This window comes from Peribacillus sp. TH16 (assembly GCF_016651095.1).
GTDB classification, from domain to species: domain Bacteria; phylum Bacillota; class Bacilli; order Bacillales; family DSM-1321; genus Peribacillus; species Peribacillus butanolivorans.
The window spans coordinates 1,899,273-1,925,326 of the sequence record NZ_JAEKEM010000002.1 but is presented as its reverse complement, the minus strand read 5'-3'; the positions used below and the strand labels follow the sequence as shown (position 1 = coordinate 1,925,326).

At 34.2% G+C, this 26,054-nt stretch carries 29 protein-coding genes; 24 read left to right on the top strand and 5 right to left on the bottom strand.

Going from position 1 to position 26,054, the window contains the following annotated elements; genetic code table 11:
• The first annotated feature begins 302 nt into the window (after positions 1-302).
• On the top strand, positions 303-929 hold the full coding sequence (locus JFV29_RS09300) for a spore coat protein (RefSeq protein WP_201183492.1): 627 nt from the start codon (positions 303-305) through the stop codon (positions 927-929).
• A gap of 133 nt (positions 930-1,062) precedes the next feature.
• Here the strand turns inward: JFV29_RS09300 and JFV29_RS09295 are convergent, their stop codons facing one another.
• The gene (locus JFV29_RS09295; protein WP_201182743.1) at positions 1,063-1,428 is read right to left on the bottom strand and encodes a carboxymuconolactone decarboxylase family protein; all 366 of its coding nucleotides are present in this window, start codon (positions 1,426-1,428) and stop codon (positions 1,063-1,065) included.
• A 306-nt stretch (positions 1,429-1,734) separates the two neighbouring features.
• On the opposite strand from JFV29_RS09295, the gene JFV29_RS09290 reads away from it, so the two are divergent.
• From JFV29_RS09290 to JFV29_RS31645, 10 genes are all read left to right on the top strand, one after another.
• Positions 1,735-2,502, top strand: coding sequence for an arylamine N-acetyltransferase family protein (locus JFV29_RS09290; protein ID WP_201182741.1), 768 nt, complete (start codon positions 1,735-1,737; stop codon positions 2,500-2,502).
• A 220-nt stretch (positions 2,503-2,722) separates the two neighbouring features.
• Entirely contained in the window at positions 2,723-2,959 is a 237-nt protein-coding gene (locus JFV29_RS09285; RefSeq protein ID WP_053344532.1) for a hypothetical protein, read from the top strand.
• A 75-nt stretch (positions 2,960-3,034) separates the two neighbouring features.
• On the top strand, positions 3,035-3,661 hold the full coding sequence (locus tag JFV29_RS09280; protein WP_201182739.1) for a hypothetical protein: 627 nt from the start codon (positions 3,035-3,037) through the stop codon (positions 3,659-3,661).
• A gap of 383 nt (positions 3,662-4,044) precedes the next feature.
• On the top strand, positions 4,045-4,617 hold the full coding sequence (locus JFV29_RS09275; RefSeq protein ID WP_201182737.1) for a YdhK family protein: 573 nt from the start codon (positions 4,045-4,047) through the stop codon (positions 4,615-4,617).
• A 224-nt stretch (positions 4,618-4,841) separates the two neighbouring features.
• Complete coding sequence (gene tnpB / locus JFV29_RS09270) at positions 4,842-6,047, top strand: IS200/IS605 family element RNA-guided endonuclease TnpB (protein WP_201182735.1); 1,206 nt, start codon at positions 4,842-4,844, stop codon at positions 6,045-6,047.
• Positions 6,048-6,453: 406 nt separating this feature from the next.
• The gene (locus tag JFV29_RS09265; RefSeq protein WP_056528993.1) at positions 6,454-7,482 is read left to right on the top strand and encodes an FUSC family protein; all 1,029 of its coding nucleotides are present in this window, start codon (positions 6,454-6,456) and stop codon (positions 7,480-7,482) included.
• Positions 7,483-7,980: 498 nt separating this feature from the next.
• A complete protein-coding gene (locus JFV29_RS09260) occupies positions 7,981-9,165 on the top strand; it encodes a glycosyltransferase family 4 protein (protein WP_057217183.1) in 1,185 nt (394 codons plus the stop codon).
• Between the two features lie 20 nt (positions 9,166-9,185).
• The gene (locus tag JFV29_RS09255) at positions 9,186-9,509 is read left to right on the top strand and encodes a hypothetical protein (protein ID WP_201182733.1); all 324 of its coding nucleotides are present in this window, start codon (positions 9,186-9,188) and stop codon (positions 9,507-9,509) included.
• A 37-nt stretch (positions 9,510-9,546) separates the two neighbouring features.
• A complete protein-coding gene (locus JFV29_RS09250; RefSeq protein ID WP_201182731.1) occupies positions 9,547-11,337 on the top strand; it encodes a hypothetical protein in 1,791 nt (596 codons plus the stop codon).
• A 233-nt stretch (positions 11,338-11,570) separates the two neighbouring features.
• Complete coding sequence (locus JFV29_RS31645) at positions 11,571-11,879, top strand: transposase (RefSeq protein WP_446728213.1); 309 nt, start codon at positions 11,571-11,573, stop codon at positions 11,877-11,879.
• Between the two features lie 177 nt (positions 11,880-12,056).
• Here JFV29_RS31645 and JFV29_RS09240 read toward each other — a convergent pair whose 3' ends face one another.
• On the bottom strand, positions 12,057-12,479 hold the full coding sequence (locus tag JFV29_RS09240; protein ID WP_056529005.1) for a carboxymuconolactone decarboxylase family protein: 423 nt from the start codon (positions 12,477-12,479) through the stop codon (positions 12,057-12,059).
• Between the two features lie 717 nt (positions 12,480-13,196).
• Positions 13,197-13,808: an ABC transporter permease gene (locus JFV29_RS09235; protein ID WP_242486807.1), complete on the bottom strand. Its 612-nt coding sequence runs from the start codon at positions 13,806-13,808 to the stop codon at positions 13,197-13,199.
• 344 nt (positions 13,809-14,152) lie between these two features.
• Between JFV29_RS09235 and JFV29_RS09230 the strand changes: the two genes are divergently transcribed.
• The 8 genes from JFV29_RS09230 (at position 14,153) to JFV29_RS09195 (ending at position 20,587) form a co-directional block, all read left to right on the top strand.
• On the top strand, positions 14,153-14,638 hold the full coding sequence (locus JFV29_RS09230) for a PaaI family thioesterase (protein ID WP_201182727.1): 486 nt from the start codon (positions 14,153-14,155) through the stop codon (positions 14,636-14,638).
• Between the two features lie 393 nt (positions 14,639-15,031).
• On the top strand, positions 15,032-15,487 hold the full coding sequence (locus JFV29_RS09225) for a LytTR family DNA-binding domain-containing protein (protein WP_098176513.1): 456 nt from the start codon (positions 15,032-15,034) through the stop codon (positions 15,485-15,487).
• Positions 15,484-15,903, top strand: coding sequence for a DUF3021 domain-containing protein (locus JFV29_RS09220; protein ID WP_236694850.1), 420 nt, complete (start codon positions 15,484-15,486; stop codon positions 15,901-15,903). Before JFV29_RS09225 ends, JFV29_RS09220 begins: the two co-directional genes overlap by 4 nt.
• A gap of 612 nt (positions 15,904-16,515) precedes the next feature.
• Entirely contained in the window at positions 16,516-16,830 is a 315-nt protein-coding gene (locus JFV29_RS09215; RefSeq protein ID WP_201182725.1) for a PadR family transcriptional regulator, read from the top strand.
• Position 16,831: 1 nt separating this feature from the next.
• Complete coding sequence (locus tag JFV29_RS09210) at positions 16,832-17,356, top strand: DUF2812 domain-containing protein (protein WP_201182723.1); 525 nt, start codon at positions 16,832-16,834, stop codon at positions 17,354-17,356.
• Between the two features lie 299 nt (positions 17,357-17,655).
• The gene (locus tag JFV29_RS09205; protein ID WP_201182721.1) at positions 17,656-18,069 is read left to right on the top strand and encodes a hypothetical protein; all 414 of its coding nucleotides are present in this window, start codon (positions 17,656-17,658) and stop codon (positions 18,067-18,069) included.
• A gap of 636 nt (positions 18,070-18,705) precedes the next feature.
• Complete coding sequence (locus tag JFV29_RS09200) at positions 18,706-19,503, top strand: fumarylacetoacetate hydrolase family protein (RefSeq protein ID WP_053344548.1); 798 nt, start codon at positions 18,706-18,708, stop codon at positions 19,501-19,503.
• A gap of 538 nt (positions 19,504-20,041) precedes the next feature.
• Positions 20,042-20,587, top strand: a complete 546-nt coding sequence (locus JFV29_RS09195) for a GNAT family N-acetyltransferase (protein ID WP_201182719.1) — start codon at positions 20,042-20,044, stop codon at positions 20,585-20,587.
• Between the two features lie 263 nt (positions 20,588-20,850).
• Here JFV29_RS09195 and JFV29_RS31640 read toward each other — a convergent pair whose 3' ends face one another.
• Positions 20,851-21,210, bottom strand: coding sequence for a hypothetical protein (locus tag JFV29_RS31640; protein WP_446728240.1), 360 nt, complete (start codon positions 21,208-21,210; stop codon positions 20,851-20,853).
• A 175-nt stretch (positions 21,211-21,385) separates the two neighbouring features.
• On the opposite strand from JFV29_RS31640, the gene JFV29_RS09185 reads away from it, so the two are divergent.
• Together JFV29_RS09185 and JFV29_RS09180 are read left to right on the top strand one after the other, a co-directional pair.
• On the top strand, positions 21,386-21,904 hold the full coding sequence (locus tag JFV29_RS09185; protein WP_201182715.1) for a GNAT family N-acetyltransferase: 519 nt from the start codon (positions 21,386-21,388) through the stop codon (positions 21,902-21,904).
• A 266-nt stretch (positions 21,905-22,170) separates the two neighbouring features.
• Positions 22,171-22,698: a dihydrofolate reductase family protein gene (locus JFV29_RS09180; RefSeq protein ID WP_201182713.1), complete on the top strand. Its 528-nt coding sequence runs from the start codon at positions 22,171-22,173 to the stop codon at positions 22,696-22,698.
• A gap of 229 nt (positions 22,699-22,927) precedes the next feature.
• On the opposite strand, the gene JFV29_RS09175 is transcribed toward JFV29_RS09180, so the two are convergent.
• Positions 22,928-23,380, bottom strand: a complete 453-nt coding sequence (locus JFV29_RS09175; protein ID WP_201182711.1) for a VOC family protein — start codon at positions 23,378-23,380, stop codon at positions 22,928-22,930.
• Positions 23,381-23,506: 126 nt separating this feature from the next.
• Between JFV29_RS09175 and JFV29_RS09170 the strand changes: the two genes are divergently transcribed.
• The 3 genes from JFV29_RS09170 to JFV29_RS09160 all read left to right on the top strand — a co-directional run bounded on the left by JFV29_RS09170 (position 23,507) and on the right by JFV29_RS09160 (position 25,586).
• Positions 23,507-23,947: an Lrp/AsnC family transcriptional regulator gene (locus JFV29_RS09170; protein WP_201182709.1), complete on the top strand. Its 441-nt coding sequence runs from the start codon at positions 23,507-23,509 to the stop codon at positions 23,945-23,947.
• A 224-nt stretch (positions 23,948-24,171) separates the two neighbouring features.
• Positions 24,172-24,492 (top strand): hypothetical protein, encoded by a 321-nt coding sequence (locus JFV29_RS09165; protein ID WP_201182707.1) that lies wholly within the window; start codon positions 24,172-24,174, stop codon positions 24,490-24,492.
• 656 nt (positions 24,493-25,148) lie between these two features.
• Positions 25,149-25,586, top strand: a complete 438-nt coding sequence (locus JFV29_RS09160) for a bleomycin resistance protein (RefSeq protein WP_201182705.1) — start codon at positions 25,149-25,151, stop codon at positions 25,584-25,586.
• Positions 25,587-26,054: the final 468 nt, after the last annotated feature.

Here is a 26,054-nt window from a genome sequence, read left to right as displayed (position 1 = left end):
TAAGGAGAAAAAGGACTAACCATCCTTTTTCCTTATTTTTCATAAGCACCGAATCAGACTTTGAGAAAGTTCCATAGATACCCTCGGCATTACCTTTCTCTTTTATAAGTATAAGTTACCCCAGGTATTTTTCTTTATCCTATATGTCCCTCATTTCTTCGGATCATGTTAGTCATAAAAACCAGTGTATAAAGGAACGTGGCTTTATTAGGTTTTCATGGGAGGGTTTTGCACGGATATTCTTGTTTTGTTTTAACATACTAAGCTTGTCCACATCATAAAACAAGGAGGGAATTTACATGATGCAAAATCAACAAGGTCAAACACACGAGAATATGCAAACAGGTGCTATACCCCCACAAATGAATCACGGTGGTCACGAAGTATTCGATGTACATGAAGTGTTGTCGGGAACGATTGGTACTTTAAACACTTATATGCTTTTGCGTCAGCATGTACAGGATCAGGAATTACTGGACATTCTGGATCGTCAATATCAGTTCATCCAAGATGAATATAACCTTTCATTAGAGTGCTTTCAATCTGGCCAGGACCCATCCAAACGAACACAGAGTTACAACATGAATCAAGGTAACGATTTTATATATGGATTGACACCAACTCAGCCAAAGAAACCTTTGCAATCCGTATCGGAAATTACGGATGAATGCATTTCAGGCTTGATGCTTGGGGCAGTGAAGTCTGCTGCTTCTTTAAAAGCAATGTCTGCACTTGAAATTACAAACCCAGTTGTGCGTCGCGTATTTGCAGCTTCTGTTCCGAACTGCATTGAAATGGCATATGAGATTTCGATATATCAAAACAAACATCATTACTACCAAGTTCCACAGCTTGCACAGCAGGATATGCAACAAATGTTGAATTCATATTCACCCGCACAAGGAAATAACAACGTAAGCATTAATTAAAAAACAAACAAAATCTAAAAAAACTAGCAAATTTATTCCGACCAGTTAGATAACTATAGCAATTTATTAAGGGATAGGACTAAGCACCGTAAGTCCTATCCCTTCAATAATATTAACCAGTGTTGTTTCCTTATTATTGTTTCATCTGATTTATTTCCTTAACACAATTTTGGACAAGAGTTACAGCCTGGCTCATAGTTGCTCCTCCACCAAATGCTGCCGTCACTCCGATTGCTTCCAGGATTTCTTGTTCTGAACACCCTTGATCAAGGCATCCTTTAGTATGGTAGATAATACAGTATTCATCTTGAGAATATAAGCTTATGCCTAAAGCGATAAGCTGTTTCTCTTTCTTAGATAATAGACCTTCTTTAAAGCATTCTTCCGTAAAGGAATTGAATTTCTCAGCGAGCTCAGGCATTTTATCCGTAAAAATACCAATACCAGCTTTATAATCGTGAAGAGTAATTTCTGTAGTGTTTTTTGCTTCAAATTCCATATCCCATTCAACTCCATCCATAATAATCTTTCATCAAAAATTAGTATGAACTAAACAAGAAATGATTAATCAAAAACGATGGAGTTATTGTGAATGAATAGCCCGTTAGATCACGTGTAGATGCACTAATACATATACATAAGGATATTCTGTTGCATCGCCACATACAGCTCATTTGTATAGAGCATCCATAGACCGCAAGGCACTCCAGAATAGTTGAAGACTAAAATATGGACAAAGTATAATGAAATATGTAAAGAGTTAAGATACCTTTTTGCAGTGTCTAACTTAAGGGGGGAAATCGTAATGAATGAACTGAACGCATTATTCCGAAAAAGAATAGGGCTGCTGGAACATGAAAAAGTGACTTTTGAAAAATTAGATGAAATTCTTGAAAAGACAGCGAAAACAATTCCCTTTGAAAACTTATCCATCATGGCATCTCATCTTAGTGACATCAACAAAGAAAATATCATGAACAAAGTTCTTGTGAGAAACGAGGGGGGACTTTGTTATGAATTGAATACGGCGCTTTATTTTTTCCTAGTGGAAAATGACTTTGACGTTTTCTTAGTTCGCGGCGTAATTTACAATCAAGGGTGGATGACCATAGGTAGAACCCATGTCGCCATTCTATTAAATCATGAAGGTCAAACTTATTTAGTCGATACGGGATTTGGAGGGAATTTACCTTTAAAACCAGTACCGTTTAACGGAGAAACCGTTATTTCTCAAAATGGTGAATTTCGAATTAAAAAGGAATGTAACGAACATGGAGATTATATTTTTGAATTAAAGCTGAAACATAAAGATCCCGATTGGAAAATTGGGTATGCTTTCGATTCTTCAAATACCGTAGAAAATGTTGTGGAACTGAATGAGATTCAAACTATCATCAGGGAAAACCCAAAATCACCTTTTAACAAACATCCTTTAATCACTCGACTTACAAATAGCGGGAACATCACTTTAACCGATACATCCTTTACGCAGTGGGACGACGGGAAAGTGACAAAAGAAGAAATAGATAGCACACGATTCAAAGAGATAATGAAACAGTATTTTGATAGATAAGAGATAACGAAAGAAAGTTGCCCTCCCTCAGGCTGTCGAGAAACCTTTGACAGCCTTTTTTATGTTCCTTAACCTAGACATTGAATTTGTTAGGGTGCATACGGGAACCATTACTGTACGACCTTGAAGGAAGGAGACAATCTGATTTTGTTATCCTTATTAAATGCAGGACAATCACCCTTCCTTGTCGAACTAAGTACAAGAGAAGAGGCTGATGAAAATGAGTAATGCAAAATACAAATTTTATTATGTGAATGGGGAAACAGAGGAGTTAGAGACGAATGAACCCTATACTGATGAAGCCAATAGTATTCTGAATCTGCAGTTAATTCAAAATGCGACATGGTTACAAGCAGGTGGGAAGCATATCAACTTAGCTAATGTAATTAGTATCGAATTTGCAGGAGACCAAGATAAACGTAAATTAGAGCAAATTAAGTTTAGGCCTAATAAATAAAGCACCCAATACGGGTGTTTTTTTTTATCATTTGTTATAGTTTTAATTGAATAGGTGAAAAGGGAGGGATTCAAAATGGAGAAGAAAAATCGATTAGTTTTTACTAGATCAAACGCTGGTACTAAACGGAAATTCGATGAGGCTATTACAATTCTGGAATATAGCGTAATGCTTGTTGAACTCTTCGACTTAAAAGAATTTAATAATGTTATTGCCGGGCAGTTAAGACTAATTCTATGTGAGAACAAATATACACGAATAAAGAGGGAAAAAGTCACCATTGATAACTCCTTAATAAAGAAAATCAATCCTAACCCGAAATTGTATCCCGTTAAAGATTTCATTGAAATAAGCAAAGAAGGCAATACAGAAATACCCGAAGAACTTTTCGATTACACTAAGCCGAGGATTGATTTAAATATTTGGCGAAATCAAGTAATCTATAAAAGTAGTTTAGGGGGCATTCTCCAGGAAATTACAATCTTAGATTTTATTAAGGAGTCTGCTCAAAAGAGTGGTGGTGCTCACGTGGAATCAAGTCTTCCTGAAAAGTCTTTTATGGTGGACGAGCATGCCGAAAGTATTTTAAGGTGTATAGCAAGAGGATTATTTAGGTCTATTGGTAGAGATTTTGAAGAACATTCTTCTATGAACCTTACACATATAATAAAGAAAATTGAAGAATCAAAAGCCTCCGAATAGTTTCTTTATTGTAAAAAAGGGGGGGATTTACCCTTACTTCATGACATGAAAATCACATTGCCTGAAGATTGAGTAAAAAGCATTTAGGGGAAGATATAACAGAAGGCTGAGTAAAGGTAAGTTCTTTATGTAATGAGTAGAAGAAATTATCCAATTAAGTCTTCAATTGTAGCAGGTTAGGATAACAATAAAAGACGATTTTTCCACCTAGAGTAGGAAAAGTCGTCTTTTTATTTGTTTATAGGTCAGGAGATAAACCGGAATAAACCCACTAAATGAAAAAACAGTATGAAAGGCACTATTTTTTTGTCCTGAGCGTACTCCACAATTTCTGCATATTTAATTGGTACGATGTATTCAAATGTTAAAGGAGGATTTATTACATGCTGAAAAAAAGAATAAAAATGCCCATCATTTTATCATTATGTGCAGCCCTTTTCTTAGTATTGGGTGCATGCTCCAACACTAATGATGAAAGTAAAGAAAATAAGGAAGACAAGGATCATAGTAATATGGACATGAACCATTCTAGTTCAGGTGATGTTCCTAAAGGTTTAAAAGTAGCTGAAAGTCCAACCTATGAATTCGGAAGTCAAGCGATTATAGAATCAGATCACATGGAAAGTATGAAGGGTGCGAAAGCAACAATTGTTGGTGCCTATGATACTACAGCTTATGCTATTTCGTATACTCCTTCAAATGGTGGAGACAAAGTGGAAAATCATAAATGGGTTATTCAAGAAGAGCTTAAAGATGCTGGCGAGAAAACGTTAGAACCTGGAGCAGAAGTTACAGTAGATGCATCCCATATGGAGGGGATGGATGGTGCAACCGCTGAAATTGATTTTGCTGAAGAAACGACTGTGTATATGGTTGATTTCACTCCGACTAATGGTGGAGAAGAAGTTAAAAACCATAAATGGGTAACAGAAAGTGAATTAACATCGGCTGAATAATGTTGAAACAAATGAAAAAATTTTTACGTTCAAATCAAAGGTTAGCCAGTTCTTACTGGTTAACCTTTTTTATCATTTCCCGCCGGAAGACTCCCTCTTCAAGCATGTGAAGGGCGAGAGCCCAACGATAAGGGGGAGATGAATGGCGGTTTGGCATAAGCCAAAGTAATCTTTTGACAAACATACGTTCGGTTGTTAATAATAACTATAAGGGGGTGAAACCAATGGTCGTAAACAAAGCTTATAAATTTCGAATCTATCCAACTAAAGAACAACTAGTTCTAATCAATAAAACGATCGGCTGTTCCCGTTTTGTCTTTAACTTCTTTTTAGGCAAACAAAAGGAGAAAGATGCCTACTGGTATATTTGTGAAGAAATGAAGCAGAACGGCCAATTACCCTCTAATGAAAGGAAAGGTTCTTTTCTGAATAAATACGCAACAATCAAAGAACTTCCAGCTTTAAAGAAAGAGTATTCTTTCCTGAAAGAAGTAGACAGTATTGCCTTACAGAAATCGGTGGAAAATTTAGCAGATTCCTATAGCCGATATTATAAAAAGCAAAACAAGTCACCACGCTTCAAATCGAAAAAGAATCCTATCCAGTCCTATACGACTAAACATACGAATGGGAATATTGGAATTGTTGGAAACAAAATCAAATTGCCAAAACTCGGTCTAGTTCGTTTTGCTAAAAGCCGCGAAGTCGAAGGGCGAATCATCAATGCCACAATCAGGCGGAACCCTTCGGGTAAATATTTCATTTCCGTTTTAGCCGAAACCCATGTACAAGTACTTCCTAAAACGAATCGTTCGTGCGGTGTAGATGTTGGTTTGAAGAACTTTGCTATTCTTTCAGATGGTACGGTCTATCAAAATCCAAAATTCTTCCGGACGGTTGAAAAGAAATTGACCAAAGCACAACGGATTCTTTCAAGGCGACAAGAAATAGCCTTGAATCAAAATAAACCATTGGCTGAAGCTAAAAACTATCAAAAACAAAAACGAAAAGTGGCTATCCTACACGAAAAAATTTCAAATGCCCGAATGGATTACTTACATAAAGTTTCTACCGAAATCATCAAAAACCACGATGTTATTGGAATGGAAGACTTGCAAGTGTCGAATATGATGAAAAATCACAAACTAGCTAAAGCTATTAGTGAAGTATCTTGGTACCAATTCAAAAAAATGTTGGAATACAAAGCAAAATGGTATGGTAAACAAATCGTGACCGTTTCTAAAACGTTTGCTTCTAGCCAATTGTGTTCTAGCTGCGGTTACCAAAATAAAGACGTTAAACATCTGAATCTTCGTGAATGGGATTGTCCTTTTTGTTCTACTCACCACGATCGAGATATTAACGCAGGACTCAATCTAATGAATGAAGCCATAAGGCTTCTAACCGTAGGAACTACGGGAGTAGCCTAATTAAAAATTGGCCGATAGGCTAATGTTCTTAGGAATCCCCCACTTCAATCAGACCGTAAGGTCGATAAGTGGTGGGTAGTTCAAACTTTTCTAGACTGTTTATGATTTCACTCACACCTATTAGTCGACAAAGGGCTTGTCATGTTTTTGTGCCATTTTTTATTATATTTTTCCTTTCAGAATTTTTATTGTGAAGATCTAAGAAATAAAAGTTAAAGTTCATTTGTTTTTATGATACTGTAATCCATATTACATAGTTAATCTTACAATGACAGGTTTTTCCCTTACAGTTGCTATAAAGTTAGTAATACATAAACAGGCAATTGTTGGTGGTGAATTTTGTGAGATCCTATTTATTTGTTATGTTGATTATTAATAAAGATTACAGAATGGGAGATACAAATCCATGACTCTAGGCCCGCGTGTCCTTAAAACAGGAATTGCTGTTACATTGGCATTGTTAATTTGCTCGATCTTAAATTTGCAGCCTGCAGTGTTTGCAGGGGTGGCAGCTGTTTTCACGATACAGCCTTCTATTTATCGTACATGGAGGCATTTGTTTGACCAAATCATTACCAATGTAATTGGTGCACTGACTGCGCTTTTTTCTATTCATTTCTTGGGGGATAGTCCAATTATGATTGGACTTGTCATGATATTGGTAATTTCGCTATGTTTGAAATTGAAAATGGAAAGCACAATACCGCTTACACTCGTTACGGTATTAGCCATCATGAGTGCTCCAGGTAATGAAAGTCTACACTTTATATTAAATCGTTGTTTAATCATTTTAGTTGGCATTGTGTGTGCAATGATCGTAAATATTGCCATCTTCCCACCAAAATATAAACGAAATTACCTTGATAAAGTTCAATTGATTTTTAACAATCTTTCTTTATTATTACGTACGGCATTTTCCAAGGAAATGAAGGCAAAATCTTTTCAAGAACACTATGCAAAATTAATTAAAGACATTCCAAAACTAGAAGAACAATATAAGATTTTTGATGAAGAAAGAGGGAACCTTGTAAAACTAAACCAGCTGGATGTTAGGGAAATCGTAGTATTTAAACAAATGCTGAAGACCCTCAAGCAGGCAGAACAAGTAGTAGAAAACATTGATGAACATTATTTCCAGAGTAAGACGAATGAGGAGGAAAACCATCTCTTCGACCATCATCTTGAAGAGTTAATCAAAGGTCATGAATACTTGTTGCTAAAATACGAAGGGAAAATAAAAGGGGAAGATTATCATATTGAAAATGATATGGCGGAAAAAAGCCAAATATTTTTCGAGCGTGCTCTCGAAATATACAGTCAAAATAAAGAACAGAAATTACGCACAATGATTATTGCTTCTTCCATCGTAGAATATAGCCTTCAATTGCGACGATTAAGTCGATTAATCGATCAGTACCAAACGGCAAAAAGGTAATGGGAGTCATCTGATTATAATCAGGAGAAAAGGATGCTCACTGTACCATAGTATTAAAGGATCTTCATCATCGTTTGACTATTTCACTTAACAGTTTTGATATTTCGCCTTAATTTTCCAGTACACAAAAAATACAATAGTTTCAATGTAAGAGGACGATTCTGGTAAATGAATCGTTCTCTCTTTATTTTTGCTAGTTAACATTGTCATCAACTCTTCATGTGAATACTGGTAATCACCCTATCTCTGTAATAATTTTAAAAATATGTTCTAGAATTCCTATTCCCTTTACTAAAATATATAAAAATTCATGAAAACTTTACTTTTATTTACATACTTCTCGTATTGATGTCAATATTCAGTAATACATGTTTGTTATAATCGATTCACAGTTTTAAAAGTAGAATTGACTTGGGATAAGGGTCTTCTAAAAATCTTTCATTTACAGATGAGTAAGCAGGCTGATTGAAGATGACTGAAAAGTAGGAGTGAACAAAAATGGAGCAATCTATAAATCTAAATGAACTTACATTTAACGATAAAGATAGATATGTAATCATTACGAATGCTTATCCACACGAAAAGCAATTATATCGTAATGGGTTTATCCACCGAAGAGTCAAGGCTTATTTGGCAGAGGGTTTGAAGGTCGATGTCTTTGTTTTACATCCTGCCTATAAAAAAGCAGAAAAGTATTCGTATGAAGATGTGCCTGTTTATCGAGGAACTGAACAGCATCTACGCATGTTCTTAAATCATAAAGTACATAAAAAAGCGCTCATTCATTTTGTTAATTCAAAAATGGTACAAGCGATAAAAGAAACAAGCACAGATTTACCAATTATTACGTGGATACATGGTTTTGAAACGGAGGCTTGGCATAGAAGATGGTTTAATTTTCTTGAAAGCCCTGAAAGCTTACGGAAGATTCTTGAAATGGCGGACGACTATTATGTAGCACAGCTTTCTTTTATGAATTGGTTTTATCAAACGAATGAATTGGATACAACTTTTGTTCATATTTCCAAATGGTTCAAAGAACATATAGCGGAATGTGACGCGAGAGCAGAATCGAAAAATTCAGTAATCATTCCCAATGTAATAGATGACAATCTGTTTACTTTTATAGAAAAGCCAGTAGATATGCGGACAAAAGTCCTTTCAATCAGGCCGTACGCTTCTCGGAAATATGCCAATGATTTATCGGTGAAAGCAGTGCTAGAGCTTTCAAAGAGACCATATTTCAATAAATTAGAATTTGCTTTTTATGGTGATGGAAAGTTGTTCGATCAAACAGTTGAGCCAATCCGTAATTTTGAGAATGTAACTATTCATAAAGGCTTTATATCTCAAGAGCAAATCGCTGCATTGCATAAGGAGTATGGAATTTTTCTTTGTCCAACCCGTTTGGACTCTCAAGGGGTTTCAATGTGTGAGGCCATGTCTAGTGGGCTAGTGCCGATTTCAACAGATATCACGGCAATCCCCGAATTCGTTAAACACGACGTTTCTGGCCTTCTTACAAAACCTGAGTCTCCTATCGAAATTGCGGATGCAATAGAACGCTTATATTACAATTCGGACGTATTCTTAAGAGTGTCAAAACAAGCATCGCAGTCTATTCGAGATAAATGCGCCGTAGATGTTGTTATTAAAAGAGAATTAGAGATTATCCAAGGTTAATGGAGGGGAGTTTTTTCAATATGGACGAACGAAACGAATATTGGAAAACTATGTATGAGGAACTAGAATTACAAATGAAAGACATGATGTCCATGACATTAGAGCTCATAGAGAACGATAGCACTGAAAAACAAAACATTATTGAGAACGTTACAAAAGAAAATAATAGGTTGCGAGAAGAATTAGAAAAAAGTAAGTTAGCCCAACAAGAAAACATTAAGCTAAACAAAGAGATACGTAGACTTAAGTTATTAGAACACAAATTCAACGTTACATATATAGGGAAATTCACGTTGAAATACCTTGCACTCAAATCATCTATGAAAGAACAAATAAAAAAATAGAAATTCATATCACATTTCAGTCATTGGAGTGAAAACTTTGAGTTCACATGAATTAGTGCGTAACAGAAAAATGAAGGTACTTCTATTTGGCTTTATTGACATGAATTCAATGGATGGATCTGCAGTATTTTTATCTTCCCTAGCTTCGACTATTGCGTTAGATTCTAACATCGAGGTAGATTTACTTTTAGCTAGCCCAGTCAAACGCGATATATTAATTCAGCCACTTGAGAAATTTGACAATATAACGATTCTTAATCCTTTTGTTGATCCTTTTTTTAATGCCACCGATGAAGAATGGGTAAAAAAAGGTGTCATTAATTTTGATATTGCTGAAATGCTCATTTCTCATTATTGGAGTCAAAAGGAATATGATTGGCTATTTGTAAGAAGCATTGAGACTGTTGAAAAAATAGCAAGGCATAAGCATATCATAAAGAATACATTGGTTTATGCTACAGGCTTAACTCACATAGGTCAGGATGTTAATGAAGAAAAATTTGAGAGCATCAAAAATATATACAATCAATGTGCTTATTTCTTATGTCAAACAGAAGAGATGTGCGAATTTGTAATTGAGATTCTTAATTTGAATAAAGAAAAAAACAAAGTTTCCCTGCTTACCCCGATGATACCAAACGTTGAATCAGCAGGAGGGGAAGATCGGTTAAAACACAAACTTGTATATACCGGGAAATTTGACCCTGATTGGAAGACGATTCCTATCATTACTGCTTTTAAAGAATTAAAGCGTGAGATTCCGAATCTTTCACTTGATATAGCAGGGGATAAATTCAAATGGGTTAAAGGCGATTCTCAGTTTAAGGAAGAAGCAACATATCTCCTGGAACATACAGAAGGGCTTACATGGTACGGGGCAGTGACGAGGGAGAATGCTCAACAATTAATAGTGAACAGTGACATTGGGATAACCTGGAGAAGTGAGGAAATGGACAGCAGTCTGGAACTGTCTACGAAGTTATTGGAATACGGAATTTTAAGGAAGGCTGTAATAATGAATCCAACCAAAATGCATTTAAAGCTTTTTGGGGAAGATTACCCGTTATATGCTGTTACAGAGAAGGATTTCCGTGACACAGTCAAATTAGCTTTATGTAATAAGGATATTTATGAGTTTGCAGCCAAACGAATGTATCAAGTTAGCAGGCAGTTTTTGTTTTCGGAAGCATTAAAAAAACTGCAAGGGCTATTATGGAGTAGACGTATTACTGATTATTTATATAAAAGTGGAAATGCATATTATATTGATAAAGATGACTTTGATGAACTAAATAAGCATGTACCATCCCATCAGGTAAAAAAATTGCCTGCAGATATAAATGTTGAAGAAGTTTTCACCTATATTTTCAAAAGCATTCCAGAAGAATTAAAAAAAGTAGAAAAACTTGTTAAGCTGTCTGGGTTTGGTCAAATCATTCAAGCGGAAAAAGCAGGATGTTTTACCTTCCTTCAAATTCATAAAAGTTATAGCGGCTTTGAGGAAAACTTTCAAAATAATTTGCCATATCTAAAAACTATAGGATTTGAAACCAATAGCACTCCAAAATTAAAACCAAAAGACATGGAAATTTCAAAAAAAGAACGGATAATTGTAGAAAATAAAAACAATGATGTGAGAGTGAAAAACAAAGAATTTGTTAAAGAAGTAAAGAAATTAAAAAAACTGAACGCGGTTCAACTTAAACAAATTACTAAGCTAGAAAAACAAAACCTAGCACTTGGACGTAAATACGATTCACTTTCGAAGTCGAAAATGGGTAAGATAACATTTAAATATTGGGATTTAAGAAAAAGGCTTAACTTTTAAGAAGGGGAAGGTTTTTTTGAAGCTGATTAAGTAGACAATGCAATGGAAAGACTCAAAATAGAAAATCATTAAATTGTGAAAGAATAACGGCTTCCTTGTTGCTGTTATTTCAGAAAGCTATGTTGTCCCCTGAGAGATTAAAGTCAAAATCAGACTCAAGACTCCTTTCCAATGTAAACGTCAAGTAGCCCTAAATACACGATGAAAATTGTGTTTTCGGGGCTGCTTTTTGTTTGCTTCCCTTTTTACAGGTACCTTGCATATGGAAGGTACATCCGTTGACGAAGGTAAGACTTGATCTATTTCTTCTTTATTCGTTACATCCATATTTGGTAGGTGTAGGTAAGGATCATATACACTTATTATTATCTTGTTCGTCAAGTTTAGCACCCAGTAAAATCATGCAGTACCTAAAAGGAAGATCCTCAAGAATTCTGCAGGATCAATTCCCTGAGCTGAAAAAGAAGTATTGGGGGACAACATTTATGGGTAAGAGGCTATTTCTGAGCCACAGTAGGAACGATGACAGAAGAAACAATTAGAAATCATATAGCTAATCAAGTCACTGAAGAAAAGAACGGCATATTCAGGATTGAAGACTGAATATGTCGAAAAAATTTATTATGCTTAAGGACTTTGGGATGACTTTAGTCGTCGACATATATGTCCAAATCCACCTGCTTTAGCATGTGGTCGTTTAAGGCGTGTTAGCGGTTTTATTAATTTGGCTGCATTTCTAAATCCTTAATTTTTACATTTCTTTGAGCAAAAACTTTTTTTACCACCTTTAGAGCATTCAAGACACGCGGGAAGCCTGTATAGGGAATCAAGTGCATGACAGTTCCAACAATTTCATTTGGAGTTAATCCAATTGTAAGTCCTGTGTTGATATGCAATTCCAATTGCGGCTCCGTACCTAGAGTTACAAGAGAAGAGATTGTGGCAATCGTACGTTGATGATTAGTTAAGCCCTCTCGTGAATAAATATCTCCAAAAGCAAATTCGACAATATAACTCTCTAAATCAGGTGCAAGTTCTTTAAATTCGTCTACAATATTCATGTGTGTTCCAATTTCCTTGTTATCTGTTAAAGTATACTCCTTTATAATATCTACACCTTGTTGGTAACGAGTTTTTTCCATGTTATTTTCCTCCTAAAAAATCATTTGTATTTGACAGAAATAACTATAACGCAGTTTTTTTTATTCGTAAAATACATATAACTCATGCGATTCATTCGTTTTTTTCATGATTAAAAAGGTAATTCAGCTGAAATATACTGGATAAATTCACGAACTGCAGGTGTATTGGGCTACTTCTATAAAGTAAGTGAGGTGAACTAAAAGCCCCTGAACGCTACCTAGCGTACAGGGGCTTTTGTCATTTATATCGAGAAAAGGAGCAGGGGAAATGATTATGATAATTGACCATCTTGAAACTTTTTATGTATGTTGTCCATTTTAAGATGACGTTAAGTTAATCAAACTTTATTTCAGTATAAAAAGGATTTTACATCATATTCAACTGTTTTATAGATCGTGACAAAGATAATAAGTTGATTTCAGATGCACTAGAGACATTTGGAAATCAACTATCACTTAGTGTGCAAAAGTATGTCCGTATGATAACACCGTGGCCGAAGCGATGTACAACGTGTTTAGAAATGAATTCGCAAACGGGGCACATGTCGCTTCGTTTGAACAGCTGGTTCTTGAACTAGATAATTGTATATTGGTTTAACAACATTGACATTCATGGAACACTTGATTATTTGACACCAGTGGAATTTCAGCGATAGTACTTATAAAAGTCGTTCAATTTAGTGTTGACATACCCTCTTTGCTTGCCCGTTCTTCAAGTTAAATCGCATCCTCTTTCTCAATATTTCGAATCGCCGAGTAAGCAATTGTTACTCCGACTGCCGCGAGCGCTAATTGAAGAGGAATGAAAGTCACCATTGAGAATGCTGGATTAGAAGCACAAGCAATCATCACTACTATAAGGGATGAACTTATTGTGGCCGGAACAGAATGTTTACGCATCCCAAAATACAATGGAATTAAGCTGATTCCTGCTGTGGCAATGGAAAATGGAATCATTTTTAAGGCCTCTCCAAAATACTGATTTGCAGTTATTGAAAATGGAACAATGGGAAAATAGCTATTTATGATAGTAAATGATCCCGCAACAATGATATTAGTCACCAACATGGTGATAAATGTCAGCGCAGCTATAAATAACAGTTTGCTAGCAATCATTTTCTTTCGATTAATGGGATATGAGAACATAATCAAAATGGTTTTGTTTTTATATTCCTCAATGACTATTTTCGCAATCAATACTACGGCAAACACAATAAATGTAGCTCTCACCATTGCGCCGATCATTACAAAGGCTTCTTGATACATTGTAATCATTGAATCTCTTTCCTGCTGTTCTAAATACATAACGAAACACAGTATAGGTGTCATGATTATGTTTGCGATAATCGCACCTTTTATTTTGTTAAATAGCTTTCTACCATTTCTTGAATCGATAAATCATCTTCCACTAGCAAAATATTAGATTGCATTTCTTACCGCTCCCAACTTTTACATATATTAACACTTTTGATTATACTCCAAGATCTATTGAACGTGAAAAAATGTGGAAACCATTCTAGCAGAAATTCTATTGGTGAATACAACAGCAAATGCCAATTAATTCTCAAAACTTGTATTACTAAATTAAGAGCGATCATCACAATATTGAATTAGTGAAGCTTCTACAGTATCCTTGATATTATAATATTCTGAAAAATGTAGGGGGAGAAATGATGGAGGAGAAAGTGCTAAAAGCGATTCAAGATGATTATCCAGATGCATTTGCATGGTGTTATGGATGTGGTCGGTTAAATAAAGATGGTCATCATTTTCGAACGGGTTGGCAAGGAGAACAAACTAGGACAATTTATACACCACGCTCAGAACATATTGCAATTCCAGGCTTCGTTTATGGCGGCTTAATTGCATCGTTAATTGATTGTCATGGAACAGGTTCGGCTGCATTGGCATTGCATCGAAAAAATGGGCATGAAGTTGGGGATGGAATAGAGCCTCCTCGGTTTGTAACAGCTTCATTAAAAGTGGAATTTGTAAGGCCAACTCCAAATGATGTTCCATTAATAGCGGTTGGGAGGATACAAGAGATTCATCCTAAGAAGTGGAAAATTGATACAGAAGTATTTGCAAATGAAACACTTTGTGCTCGTGGAGAAGTTGTAGCAGTGGTGATGCCAAGCACTTTTACAAGCAAAGAATAATCCCTAGCATGATGAGTCATAAGTCATCAATACAACGGATCCTTCAGTTGAGAAGAAGTAAGGCCTAATAAAAGCTTTATAAGAAAAAGAGTATGTGACCGTCCAAGCATTTGGACGGTTATTTAGTGCACCTAGCAAGTATCTTCAAAATCAAAAAATGAAAGACAGTGCAGGGCAGAATGTTTTAACATACATATTCACCTTAGCTTGATGGAGAAAGTCCATCCAAGTGGGTGATTCCAAGGCGGTTGCGCTTTTTGTACCAAAATACCGATGTAACTGACAGCGCATTTTTTGCAAGTTAGAGCTATTTAGTTACATGTGGCTGGAAATCACAAGCGAAATTTCAGTTTATCAATATACTTAAAATATAAGCAAAGGGAGGTCGCAAAGATGAAAATACAGGTAGAGATAGATGAGGAGGTCCAAGCGATAGAGGTACTTATCCGAAATCATGAATGGAATGAGGAAGTGCAAGAATTAATGGAGCGCTTGAAGGAGAGAAAACGACCATATTTTGTTGGCAGGAAAGAAGATATGCAGCATGTTTTCAGGGCAGAAGAAATAATCTGTTTGTTTACAGAGCAAGATTCCATAATGGTGCGGACGAAACAAGGGACTTTTGAAATGAAAGAAAGATTATATGAACTGGAAAAGGACCTTCCAGGTAATCAGTTCGTTCGATTATCCAAATCGGTGATCGCAAATCTAAATGAGTTAAGCAGATTTGAGGCATCTTTCAATGGAACTTTATGCGTTTATTTTAAGTCAGGGGAAAAAGAATATGTTTCTCGACACTATGTTCAAGGAATTAAGAAAGCATTTCAATGGAGAAGGAAGGGATTATGATGAAAACACTTTTGTTTCGTAGTTTTGTAGGGATTTGTTTTGGAGCACTCGTGATGGTATTGACGTGTTTTGGAGTAATAGGTTTTGGTGATGTGACCTCATTAGACAGTGGGATTTTCGTGAAAAATGCGATAGGCTGCCTATTATGTGGCTGGTTTTTCAGCACAGCAACTATATTATTTGAAATAGAGAAATGGAGTTTATTATCTCAGACTATTCTACATTTTTTGACTGTTAGTATACTATACTTTCTTCTTTCTTTCTTTGTTGGATGGATTCCATTTAGTTTAAAAGGGTTAGTAACAGGAATTGGTATTTTCCTACCATTCTATGCGATCATCTGGATTATTTTCTATCTCTATTTCCGCTACCAAGTGAAAATTTTGAATGATGGGTTAGATAAGAGAGGGAATTGAGAGAGGATGGACAGTAATTTTTTAAGGTAAGAGAGATAAGTAGTTTCAGTAATAATGTTTTTACCTGATTGAGTTGCTTTTTTAGCAGCTCTTTGTTTATTGGCTCCTGCCTTCTGATGATTCTTCTTACATATCAGGACAAATACTTTTCGTAAATGGTGGATCAATCGCTACCTGACAAATTGTCTGAAAGGCCCCCTCATTTCCTAATATTTTGCCTTTTCCAAGAGCTATCCCCACAAAGAAAATACGAATATCTTATACAGTTTTTTGGTATATCTGACACATGTTACGTCAAAGGTAAAGCGTATTTAATGTCTCCTAAGAATAGTCCATATTGACAGGTGCTTTACTTCAATAAGAGAGTTGCTTTGGCAGCTCTTTTTTTTATGGAACTATCGGGGCAGGTTACGATAAGCGTAGTTGTAGATTTATAATAAAGTTTGATTGTTTCTAAAAAAGATTGATTATTTTTTTATGATTTGATAAGAACTTCCTTTAAATATGGAATAAAATTGAATATTTATTCCATATATTTATTGTTAACTATATCGCTTTATGATATATTGTTTTTAGATGTATCATAAAGTGATATAAAAAGGTAGGGTGAAAATGAAATCATTAGAACAGTTAACCGATTCTGTATTTTATATTATGGCAGGATTTACAAAACCAAGACATGGCTATGCGGTGATGAGTTTGATTGAAGAATTAACGAATGGGCAAGTAGTAATTGGACCTGCATCGCTATACACAATTATTAAAAAGTTAATAACCGAATCCTATATTGAGCTATTTGATGATTCAGATTCACGTAGAAAAGTATATAAATTGACAAATAAAGGTAGATATGTGTTGGAACAAGATATTTTGAGACGTAAAACGATGCTTGATTTCGCTGAAAATGGATTAAAAGGGGAGAACTAAAGTGGGGGAAACAAAATTTATAGTTTCAAACGGGATTGCTTTTTCAGAAAAAAAAGATTTAAAAATGCTAAGAAAGTATGCTGCAAAAGGATGGATTGTGAAACGCTTTAAAAAAATGGGATATGAATTAGAAAAGGGTGTTGCTGAAGATGTTATTTTTAGTCTTGATGTAAGAGAATTAGCAGAAAATGAACTAGAAGAATATATTGAAATGTTTGAATTGGCAGGGTGGGAGTATATTTGTTCAAGTTATAATATGCACCTATTTAAAGCGAGACCTGATACAAAGCCAATTTATACAGATAAGGAAACAAAACAGGAAAAGATAAAAAACCTTAGAAAACCAGTTATATTAGCAGTTGCCATCAGTATGGCTATGCTCATTGTAAGCTATATAGTTTTTTCAGTAAGTTCAGGATTATTAAGTACAATATTTTCAAAACTTTTTTTATTATCACTTGTCATTACTATTCCAATGTTAATGACATTAATGGCGACCTACTACCATTCGTTTCGAACAAAATAATATGGAAAGTGAATTTGTGAGTTTATAAAGAAATGGTGGTTATTATAACTTATTCGCTTACCAAAATTATTAATCTTTTTTATAACATTTTCGAGAGCTAAATCCCTTACATTTTGATCAATCTTTGTTCAAAACGTAGGGGATTCTTTTTATGATGAAATGAATGTTTTCAGCAACTTTTTAATCGAACTTTATTTTAAGCCAACAGTAGTGTATTTGAACTGTGCAATAAAGAATTTTATGGATAAAACCTAACTTCTTGTAAAAAATAAGATAATAATCTACAAGGAGACTTAATAATGAAAAAAATAGCCATACTCTTTCTTATCTTTTTCATTTCGTCTAGTAGTGCTACTGAAGCAAAAAACACAATTGAAACAATTCCTCAAAACAAGCCACCTTCCATTATGGAATTAGCTTTTCTAAGATATCTTGGTGGAACCATTCTTGAAGTTATGGAAAAACACGGTGATAGTCAATTATTCACATTTAATAGAATTGAAAAAATTTCAAGAGATATTCAAAATGATACATATGAAGTGTCATTACATGTAATTGGATATGAGGGACCCATCAACCCGCCTTTTAAGTTAATTCAAATGACTATTCGTATACCAGGAAAAAAATATACTAAATATAGTGTGATTTCATACAAACATCGGTATATTAATGACAAAGAATTGAATGAGCTAACTAAATATGTTGCAGATTAAATTAGATTTCATAATTTCGCAGTTTGTGTCCATTCTACAATAAGTCTTAATGAACGGGTGCGTTAGCTGAAGATCAGAGCTGTCTTTAAGGCAGCTTTTTCTTTATGCCTCTATCGGGGCAGAATAGTTGAAGAAGGATTGATAACTTTTTTCTAATTAGGAAAGATTAGAAAAGATGTGTGTTTTTATATAAAAAAACTTATTGTACTGATTTTGATTATATCTCTATTTACTTTAGATTCAGTTGGAGTGTATGCACTCAAAGAATGCCCAGAGTTAAATGAGTTAGTAGAAATATCAATAAGGGATAAAAAAGAAGTAGTTAAAGCATTAAAATATTAATTCCTAAAACTTACGAAGTAGGAGATTATCCTGTAATTCGTTCGAATCAATTACTAAAGGAATGTCTCCCGAAGAAGCGTTTAATTATGTTCCAAATGTCATTGAGGTGTTACTTACAGGCTTCCATTTCCCTACTATTATGTCTAGAGCGCCTTCGATATTACCACTAACTTCATTTTCATTGGGCTTTTCGGTTATAATGAAGTTGGAAGTCTTCGTTTGCGATTATGTGGAGACCCGAATTTTATATTATCTGAGGTAGTATACCTTACTTATCAAAGGAGTTTATTCATCATGAATGTGCTACAAAAAACACAAAAAATAGTTCGCTATCAGAATCAACAGGGCAAAATACATTACGGTATTGTTGAGGATGAGATGATATTACAACTGTCTAGCAGTTTTGCTGAACTTGTCAACAAGGAAATAAAGTATGACGGGGTAGAGCTGAAATATAGTGACGTTAAAATTTTGGAACCTGTAAAACCTTCTAAAGTGGTTAATTTCGGCTGGACCTATGCAGGTCATGCGAAGGAAACAGGGGGAGAGGCAAACCTTGTAGAACCATTTCTATTTTTAAAGCCATTATCTGCGCTTATTCCAGACAAGGAGAAAATTATCCTTCCTCCAAACGATCTATCCAACCAAGTAGAACTTGAAGGGGAAGTAGCCTTGGTGATTGGAAAGCGCGGAAAAAACATTAAAGAAGAAGATGCGCTTGATTATGTGTTTGGTTGCACAATATTTAATGACGTCACAGCAAGAGATCTTACAAAAAAAGATCCACAGTTTACGCGGGGCAAAGGATTTGATACGTTCGGACCTTTGGGGCCGTGCATCGTTACCGGGGTAGATCCTACAAATTTACGGATTGTGACCACTTTAAATGGCCGCGTTGTCCAGGACGGGAATACCAATGAAATGTCTTTAAGCATTCCGTATCTAATCAGCTGGCTTTCGCAGGTAATGACACTTGAGCCAGGTGACATTTTGGCCACGGGTTCACCATCTGGCAGCTGCCCGATCAAGTCAGGGGATGAGGTCGTTGTTGAAGTCGAGAATATCGGTCGGTTATGTAATGAGGTTCAGTAGGATTTGCCAGTATTCTTAATCCCAAATATGAAAATGTTCATAAATAGATGAGCCGACTTTTTAAAATGTTACAGGGGACATCGCAATAAAAAGAAAGAAGAGTTTCTTTGTACTTGCATTCGCATGTGGTACTGCTAGAGAAACGGCAGTATTAAAAGAGCTTGGTGTCAATTTATTTGAGATAAATGATAAACCTGATGGTCAATGGCTAAATATAGTTGAGTATTGAATCATTCCTTAATGAACTAACGGTGCGTTAGTTCATTAAGGAACACAAAAATGATCAATCTTTTTTATAAAAGAATAATCAAATTAAATAGTATAAGGGCATGTTTTGATTAATCTTTTTTCAAAACATGCCCTTTCTATTTATTCATATATAGGTTTCTTGTATTAATTTGATAAAACTTTGTTCAAAGCTACAGAAATATGATATGAAAATTTTGTAGGTTTTCACTTAAACTAAAGAAGCAGATACTTCAAAAAGGATTATTGAAAACTTTATAGAATTTAAGAGCTGAGAGGGAGGGGGTTCGGAGTGCTTAATGTTGAGATTGGAAGGCCAAGAACTGAGAACATTAAAGAGTTAAATCATTTTTTTAGGGTAGTGATTACAGACACGTTTACTAAAGAAGGTATCGGAGAGAAGTTGGATGATATAGAAGATGAAATCGAAGCTAAGAAAAAATACTTAGAAAGTGATCTTGAAAGCAATGGGGAAAAACGATATTTCTTGATTGCTTTAGATGATGATAAAATTATTGGTTCAATCGAATACGGTCCATCAAGCGAGCTGATATGCAATTGTACAAAAAATGCTTTAAATAAGCTAATTGAGGTAGGTACAGTATTTGTTCATCCTGACTACCAGAGGAATGGGGTAGGTAATTTACTATTGAAGACAATGTATCATACTTTGCAGCATAGGGGCATAGAAGAATTTTGTTTAGATAGTGGATATATTCGTGCACAAAAAATCTGGAAAAAGAAATTTGGAGATCCTGATTATTTGTTAAAGGATTATTGGGATGAAGGGTATGATCATATGGTTTGGAGAATCAAGGTCAATGATTTATTAAAATAGGATATTTTGCACTCGTTCGTTGTATGCTTTTATTCAATTAGACAGCATAAATGATCTCCACAATCAGGCGCCTTTGTTATAGAGAGCGTCCAAATAGCGTGTTTAAGGCCTCAGAATTAAATAAGTTTATTGTAACTTTACAGCATCAGTATAACGCACTGTACACTTTTACTGATGCTTGATTTCAACAAATATTTCGGAAGTCGAATGTTTAACAACCGCCCAACTTCCTTGAATAGCAAGGATCGTAGGCTTTTTTATTATTAAAATTCACTTTTCACCACGTCATTTCCTTCGATAAATTCTTTATTCAATGCATAGTAATCTTTTACATCAACTATAATCCAGCCTTTGAATTTTTCATTATAAGTTAAAGCTAACCAATATTCCTCAAATGTTTCTACTATTGGTTCACTGTCATTAAATCCATTGTATCTTTTTTGTTTATTATGAAATTCTACTGGAATTTCCACTCGATATTGTTCATTTTCTTTAGATAATTTAATATTCCCAAGATTGATTCGAGTCCCTAACGCTGTTCCTTTCCAATAACTTTCATTTGTTTTTGCAAACTGAATGTTTTCCTCATAGTCTTTAACGATATTATCAGCAGCTGTATTGATAATGGCAGCCTATTCTTATAGAACTATCGGGGCAGGATAGTTCAAGAGTGCATATTGATTTGTTCAACAATTGGTTCATTTTATGGAATAACACTTATTGAGCTAACTGAGGGTTGAAGAAAGAATGTTATAATACATTTTATTATTTTACTGTTTTGCATTGGAGGTACTTAACTTGGAAATTAGAAAAGCAAGGAAAGAAGATATAAAAGGCATATCAAGAGTTTATGTTGATAGTTGGAGGACTACTTATCGTGATCTAGTACCTGACGATTATCTGGACGAATTATCGTATGAAGATGCTGAAAAAAGATGGAATGATTTTTTATATAACGAAAATGAACCTTTTATATATGTTGCAATTAATGAAACAGGGAAAATTATAGGTTTTGCATCCGGTAAAAGTATAGATGAGAAGAATTACGATGGAGAACTATATTCGCTTTATCTCTTACAGGAATGTAGAGGATTTGGTGTTGGTAGGCAGCTTATTTCAGCTATTGCTAAACATTTTAAAGAAAAAGGTATTTATTCTATGATGGTTTGGGTAATGAAACAGAATAATTCTGGACTTGGATTTTATGAACGTATGGGAGGAAAAGAATACATTCATAGGACCAGTACGTTTGGAGGAACCATAGTAGAGGATATTGCTTATTGCTGGAAGGATATCTCAGAATTATGTATTGAGTAAGTGTAATAAAGATTTACAAGCGTGTAACTTGTTTAATTAACGGACGCGATTCTTGAATAAGATTCGCTTTTCTTAATGAACTAACGGGTGCTTTAGCGCCATAAGAAGGCCGCCAATTTGGCGGCTAATATACGAACTACTTTCCTTTTCTTATTGAACTATCGGGGCAGAATAGTTCAATAGTTGAAAGTTAAGAAACAGAAGAATTTATATAGTTTAATAGGTATACTAATTTTATCATCTGAAACAAAGGAATGGAGATTTACATGAAAAAACAGCGTAACATTATTTTATACATTGGTACTTCAATTGATGGCTATATTGCAAATGATGATGGTACATTAGAGTGGTTAGAATCAACAGAAGTAGAAGGAGATTCTGGCTACAATTCACTCCTGGAAAGAATTGACACTGTTGTTATGGGAAAAGGAACTTATGATGTCATTCGTGGATTTGATATGAATTATCCGTATAGTGATTATAAAAATTATGTATTTTCTAAATCTGTTAGTGGATCAGATGAATATGCTTCATTTATTGATGAAGATGTCAAAAATTTCATTAAAAATATAAAACAAAGGCCTGGTAAAGATATATGGTTAATTGGTGGAGGAAACTTAGCTCGTGAATTTTTTAAAGAAAATTTAATTGATGAATTTCACCTAGCCATTGCACCTATTATTTTAGGGAAAGGAATCTCCCTTTATAACGGAGATGATATTACTCTAAAATACACGTTAACCAAAGTAGAAAAATTAGGTCAACTTGCTATGCTTCATTATATAAAAAAATAATTTTCATCATCTTTCCCTTTTTTAGTAGGGGAAGATTTTTACCTTTTCAACTACATTTTTTACTGAAAACCGTTCGAAAATTAATAGATGTTTATATAACTAACGGGTGTATTAGCTGAAGATCAGAGTTTAAATATAAAATAAAGCTAAACCGTTTAAAACAAAGTTAAACGGTTTGTAAAAAAATTTCATTGAAACACCTCTTAGGAATGAGTAACAGTAAATATTATCAATTGAATTGTTGGAAATTTACCTTTTCAATAAACTCAATGACTTCCCCATTTGGGCTGTATACAAGTGCATTATTAACTTTAATTACTGGATATCCTAATTCCATTGTAGCTGGTGGAACACAGTTTTTTGCCCCAAAGTGAATAGCTGTTTTATAAGCTTCACTTGCATTCTCTACTGTTAAGGCAAAGTGTAATAATGCACCATGTTTTATTTCTTCATGCTCCAAAGCCTTTCTTCCTTGAGCAGCTATTTGTGCCTCGTAATCAAAGACTTCTATAAATGTATTACCATCGGATGAAACGAGCATAGCAGCTTTCTCTAAATTAAACTCAGGTAGTGCCCAAGTATGTGCAATTTTAAAATTCAATGCATTAGCATAAAATCTAATGACTTCATCGAAATCCTTTGCTTGGATTGCAATATGTGCAATTCCTTTTATATTAGACATAAAAACGCCTCCCTTTTTTAGTGTACTTTATTCTATGTGATGAATACATATGATTAATAAGCTAAATTTGATATAAAACCTTATAAATAATGGTATTTTTAAATAAATACCTAAGGAGTTGTAAGTGTGAAAAATTACAGTGATTTAGATGCGGTTGACTATAAAATAATGGAGATTTTACAAAAAAATGCGCGCATTCCTATTTCGAAAATTAGCCAAAAGGTTGCTATGTCACAACCTTCTGTGAAAGAACGCATTTCTAAATTAGAGGAACAAAAAATAATTTTAAGCTACAACACTGTACTTAATCCAGATAAGTTGGACAAAGGAGTAACAGCATTTATTTTATTCAAAACTGAGAAATGCCAATCTTTCATTGAATTCTGTAAAGATTCTAAAGAAGTTTCTGAGTTACATAGAATTAGTGGGGATTTCAATTATTTAATTAAAGTTCAAACGATATCTATTGAAGCGCTAGCAGATTTTCAAGATTCTCTTACCGAATATGGAAGTTCCAAGTCTCTTATTAGTATGAAAAATCATATTGAGAGTAGATTGGTGTTTTAGTGTGTACCTTTCAAAAAATTTCTATTTTATCAGGAAACAACTTCATTCTTAGGGAACATACAAATTGTCATTCTTCTTTCATTTTTGATTTCACAGATTTACTATTTAATCAATTTGATTAGAAGAAAAAGGTAATTTCATTTTTTCACTAACGGGGCAGTATTGTTGAAGAAGGATTTTACTTTAATAAGACGAACTTTTGCTATATTTAAGGAGTTTTGCTTATGAAATTTACATTATTTCTTGAGGCAAGTAATTCAGAAGAAACTAACAAACACTTAGATGATTTTAAGAAATTTGCTGTTAATTATAAAGTTTTCATGTCTGTTTCTGAAATTGGGGAGTATTGGAAAATTAAAGGTATGTACAAGGTTTTTCTTGATATAGATGAATCATCTGAATCTAATGTAAAACCTATGCTAAATAATATTGCATCTAAATGGCTGGAACTTCCCAACGAATTTTTAGCTTCAAACACTATGGATGGCTGTGAAATTTATATTCCAAACCTTCATATGATAACTCTTGTGATAGACGATAATTAAAACCTCTCTTGTTAAGCTAAAGGGTGCGTTAGCTGAAAATCGGAGCTGTCTTTAAGGCAGCTTTTTCTTTATGCAACTATCGGGGCAGGTTAGTTCAAAAGTAATTTTTAATATGCAACCCAATATATGGAATTATGTGTTAAAGTTTCACTAAGAAGATTTGAGACTCGAATTTAAAGGGAGATAAAGATGAGAAATGTATTTTATATATTTATTACTAGTTTAATTTGGTTATTATCAGGAATATTTTTGTTCATTCATAATAAGGGGGCGATGAATGTTAGTCCTTGGGGGATGCACAATTTTGTTAATATAACGATACAAATAGCAGTTATTCTATTACCGGTTATTGGACTATTTTTGTCAATTCTTATTAAGAAAAGAGTCATAAAGTATGTAATGATTTTGGGATGCTTAATAAACATTTATTATCTCTCCATTCCATTTATCTTTGCTTGGTTACATTACTTTAAGGTCATTTAATACGGTAGAATACTTTTGAAAATTAAACTAACAGGTGCTTTTCTTCAATCTTTAAACACTTTCTACTATATCGTGCTTAAGCTGTTCTTATGCAACTAAGGGGGCAGGATAGTTCAATAAGGAATGATATAGAATAAAGGGTGCTAACAACATTGGAAATGGAGATAGATATGATGTTTAGACTAAATTCATTAGTACCAGAGTTATCAGTTTCAGATATAAATAAAAGTCTTAATTTTTATTTAAACATTCTCTCGTTTAAGTTAGAGTATCAACGTCCAGAAGATAAGTTCGCTATGTTATCACTAAATGACTGTCAAATTATGATTGAAGAGATAAATGGGTATTGGCAGACTGGGGAGTTATCATATCCTTTTGGGAGGGGAATTAACTTTCAAATAACGGTAAGTGATATTAACGAAATATATAAAAGTCTAAGAATGTATCAGTATCCGATTAAGATAGAAATTCAGGAGAATTGGTATAGAGCAGATACTAAATTAGTAGGACAGAAGGAATTTTTAATCATGGACCCAGACGGATATTTATTAAGGTTCGTCCAAACCTTGGGGGAAAGAGAAAATGAAGGAGATCCAGCTGTTGGTGATTAACTTGTTTTCATGGAAAACTGCATGCACAATTGTATCTCGTTAATGAACTAACGGGTGCTTTACTTCAATAAGGAAGGTTGCTGAGGCAGCCTTTTTCTTATGGCACAAACGGGGCAGGTTAGTTGAAGAAGCTTTCTCGATATTTACTGTTTCCCAAAGTTGTTTCTTACAGCTACAATAATGGTGAAATACAATGGGAAACTGAGAAGGAGCTTATACTTTTTGAATCTTATTAAATATTTTGGAATCCAGTTTATTCTATTTACTGTAATAATCCTAACAGGGGTTTACTCAGATAGTTTCATAAGCAAGCCATTTACTTACACTGATTTAATAGCAATAATTATTTATTTTGCTATACTAATCGTCGTGCTAAATGGAAATTTTAAGCTGAAAAACGTCTAATGCCTATTCATTTATTTAATAGGGTTATACTTTCTTTGTTAGCATTTGTTATTACCATTATTA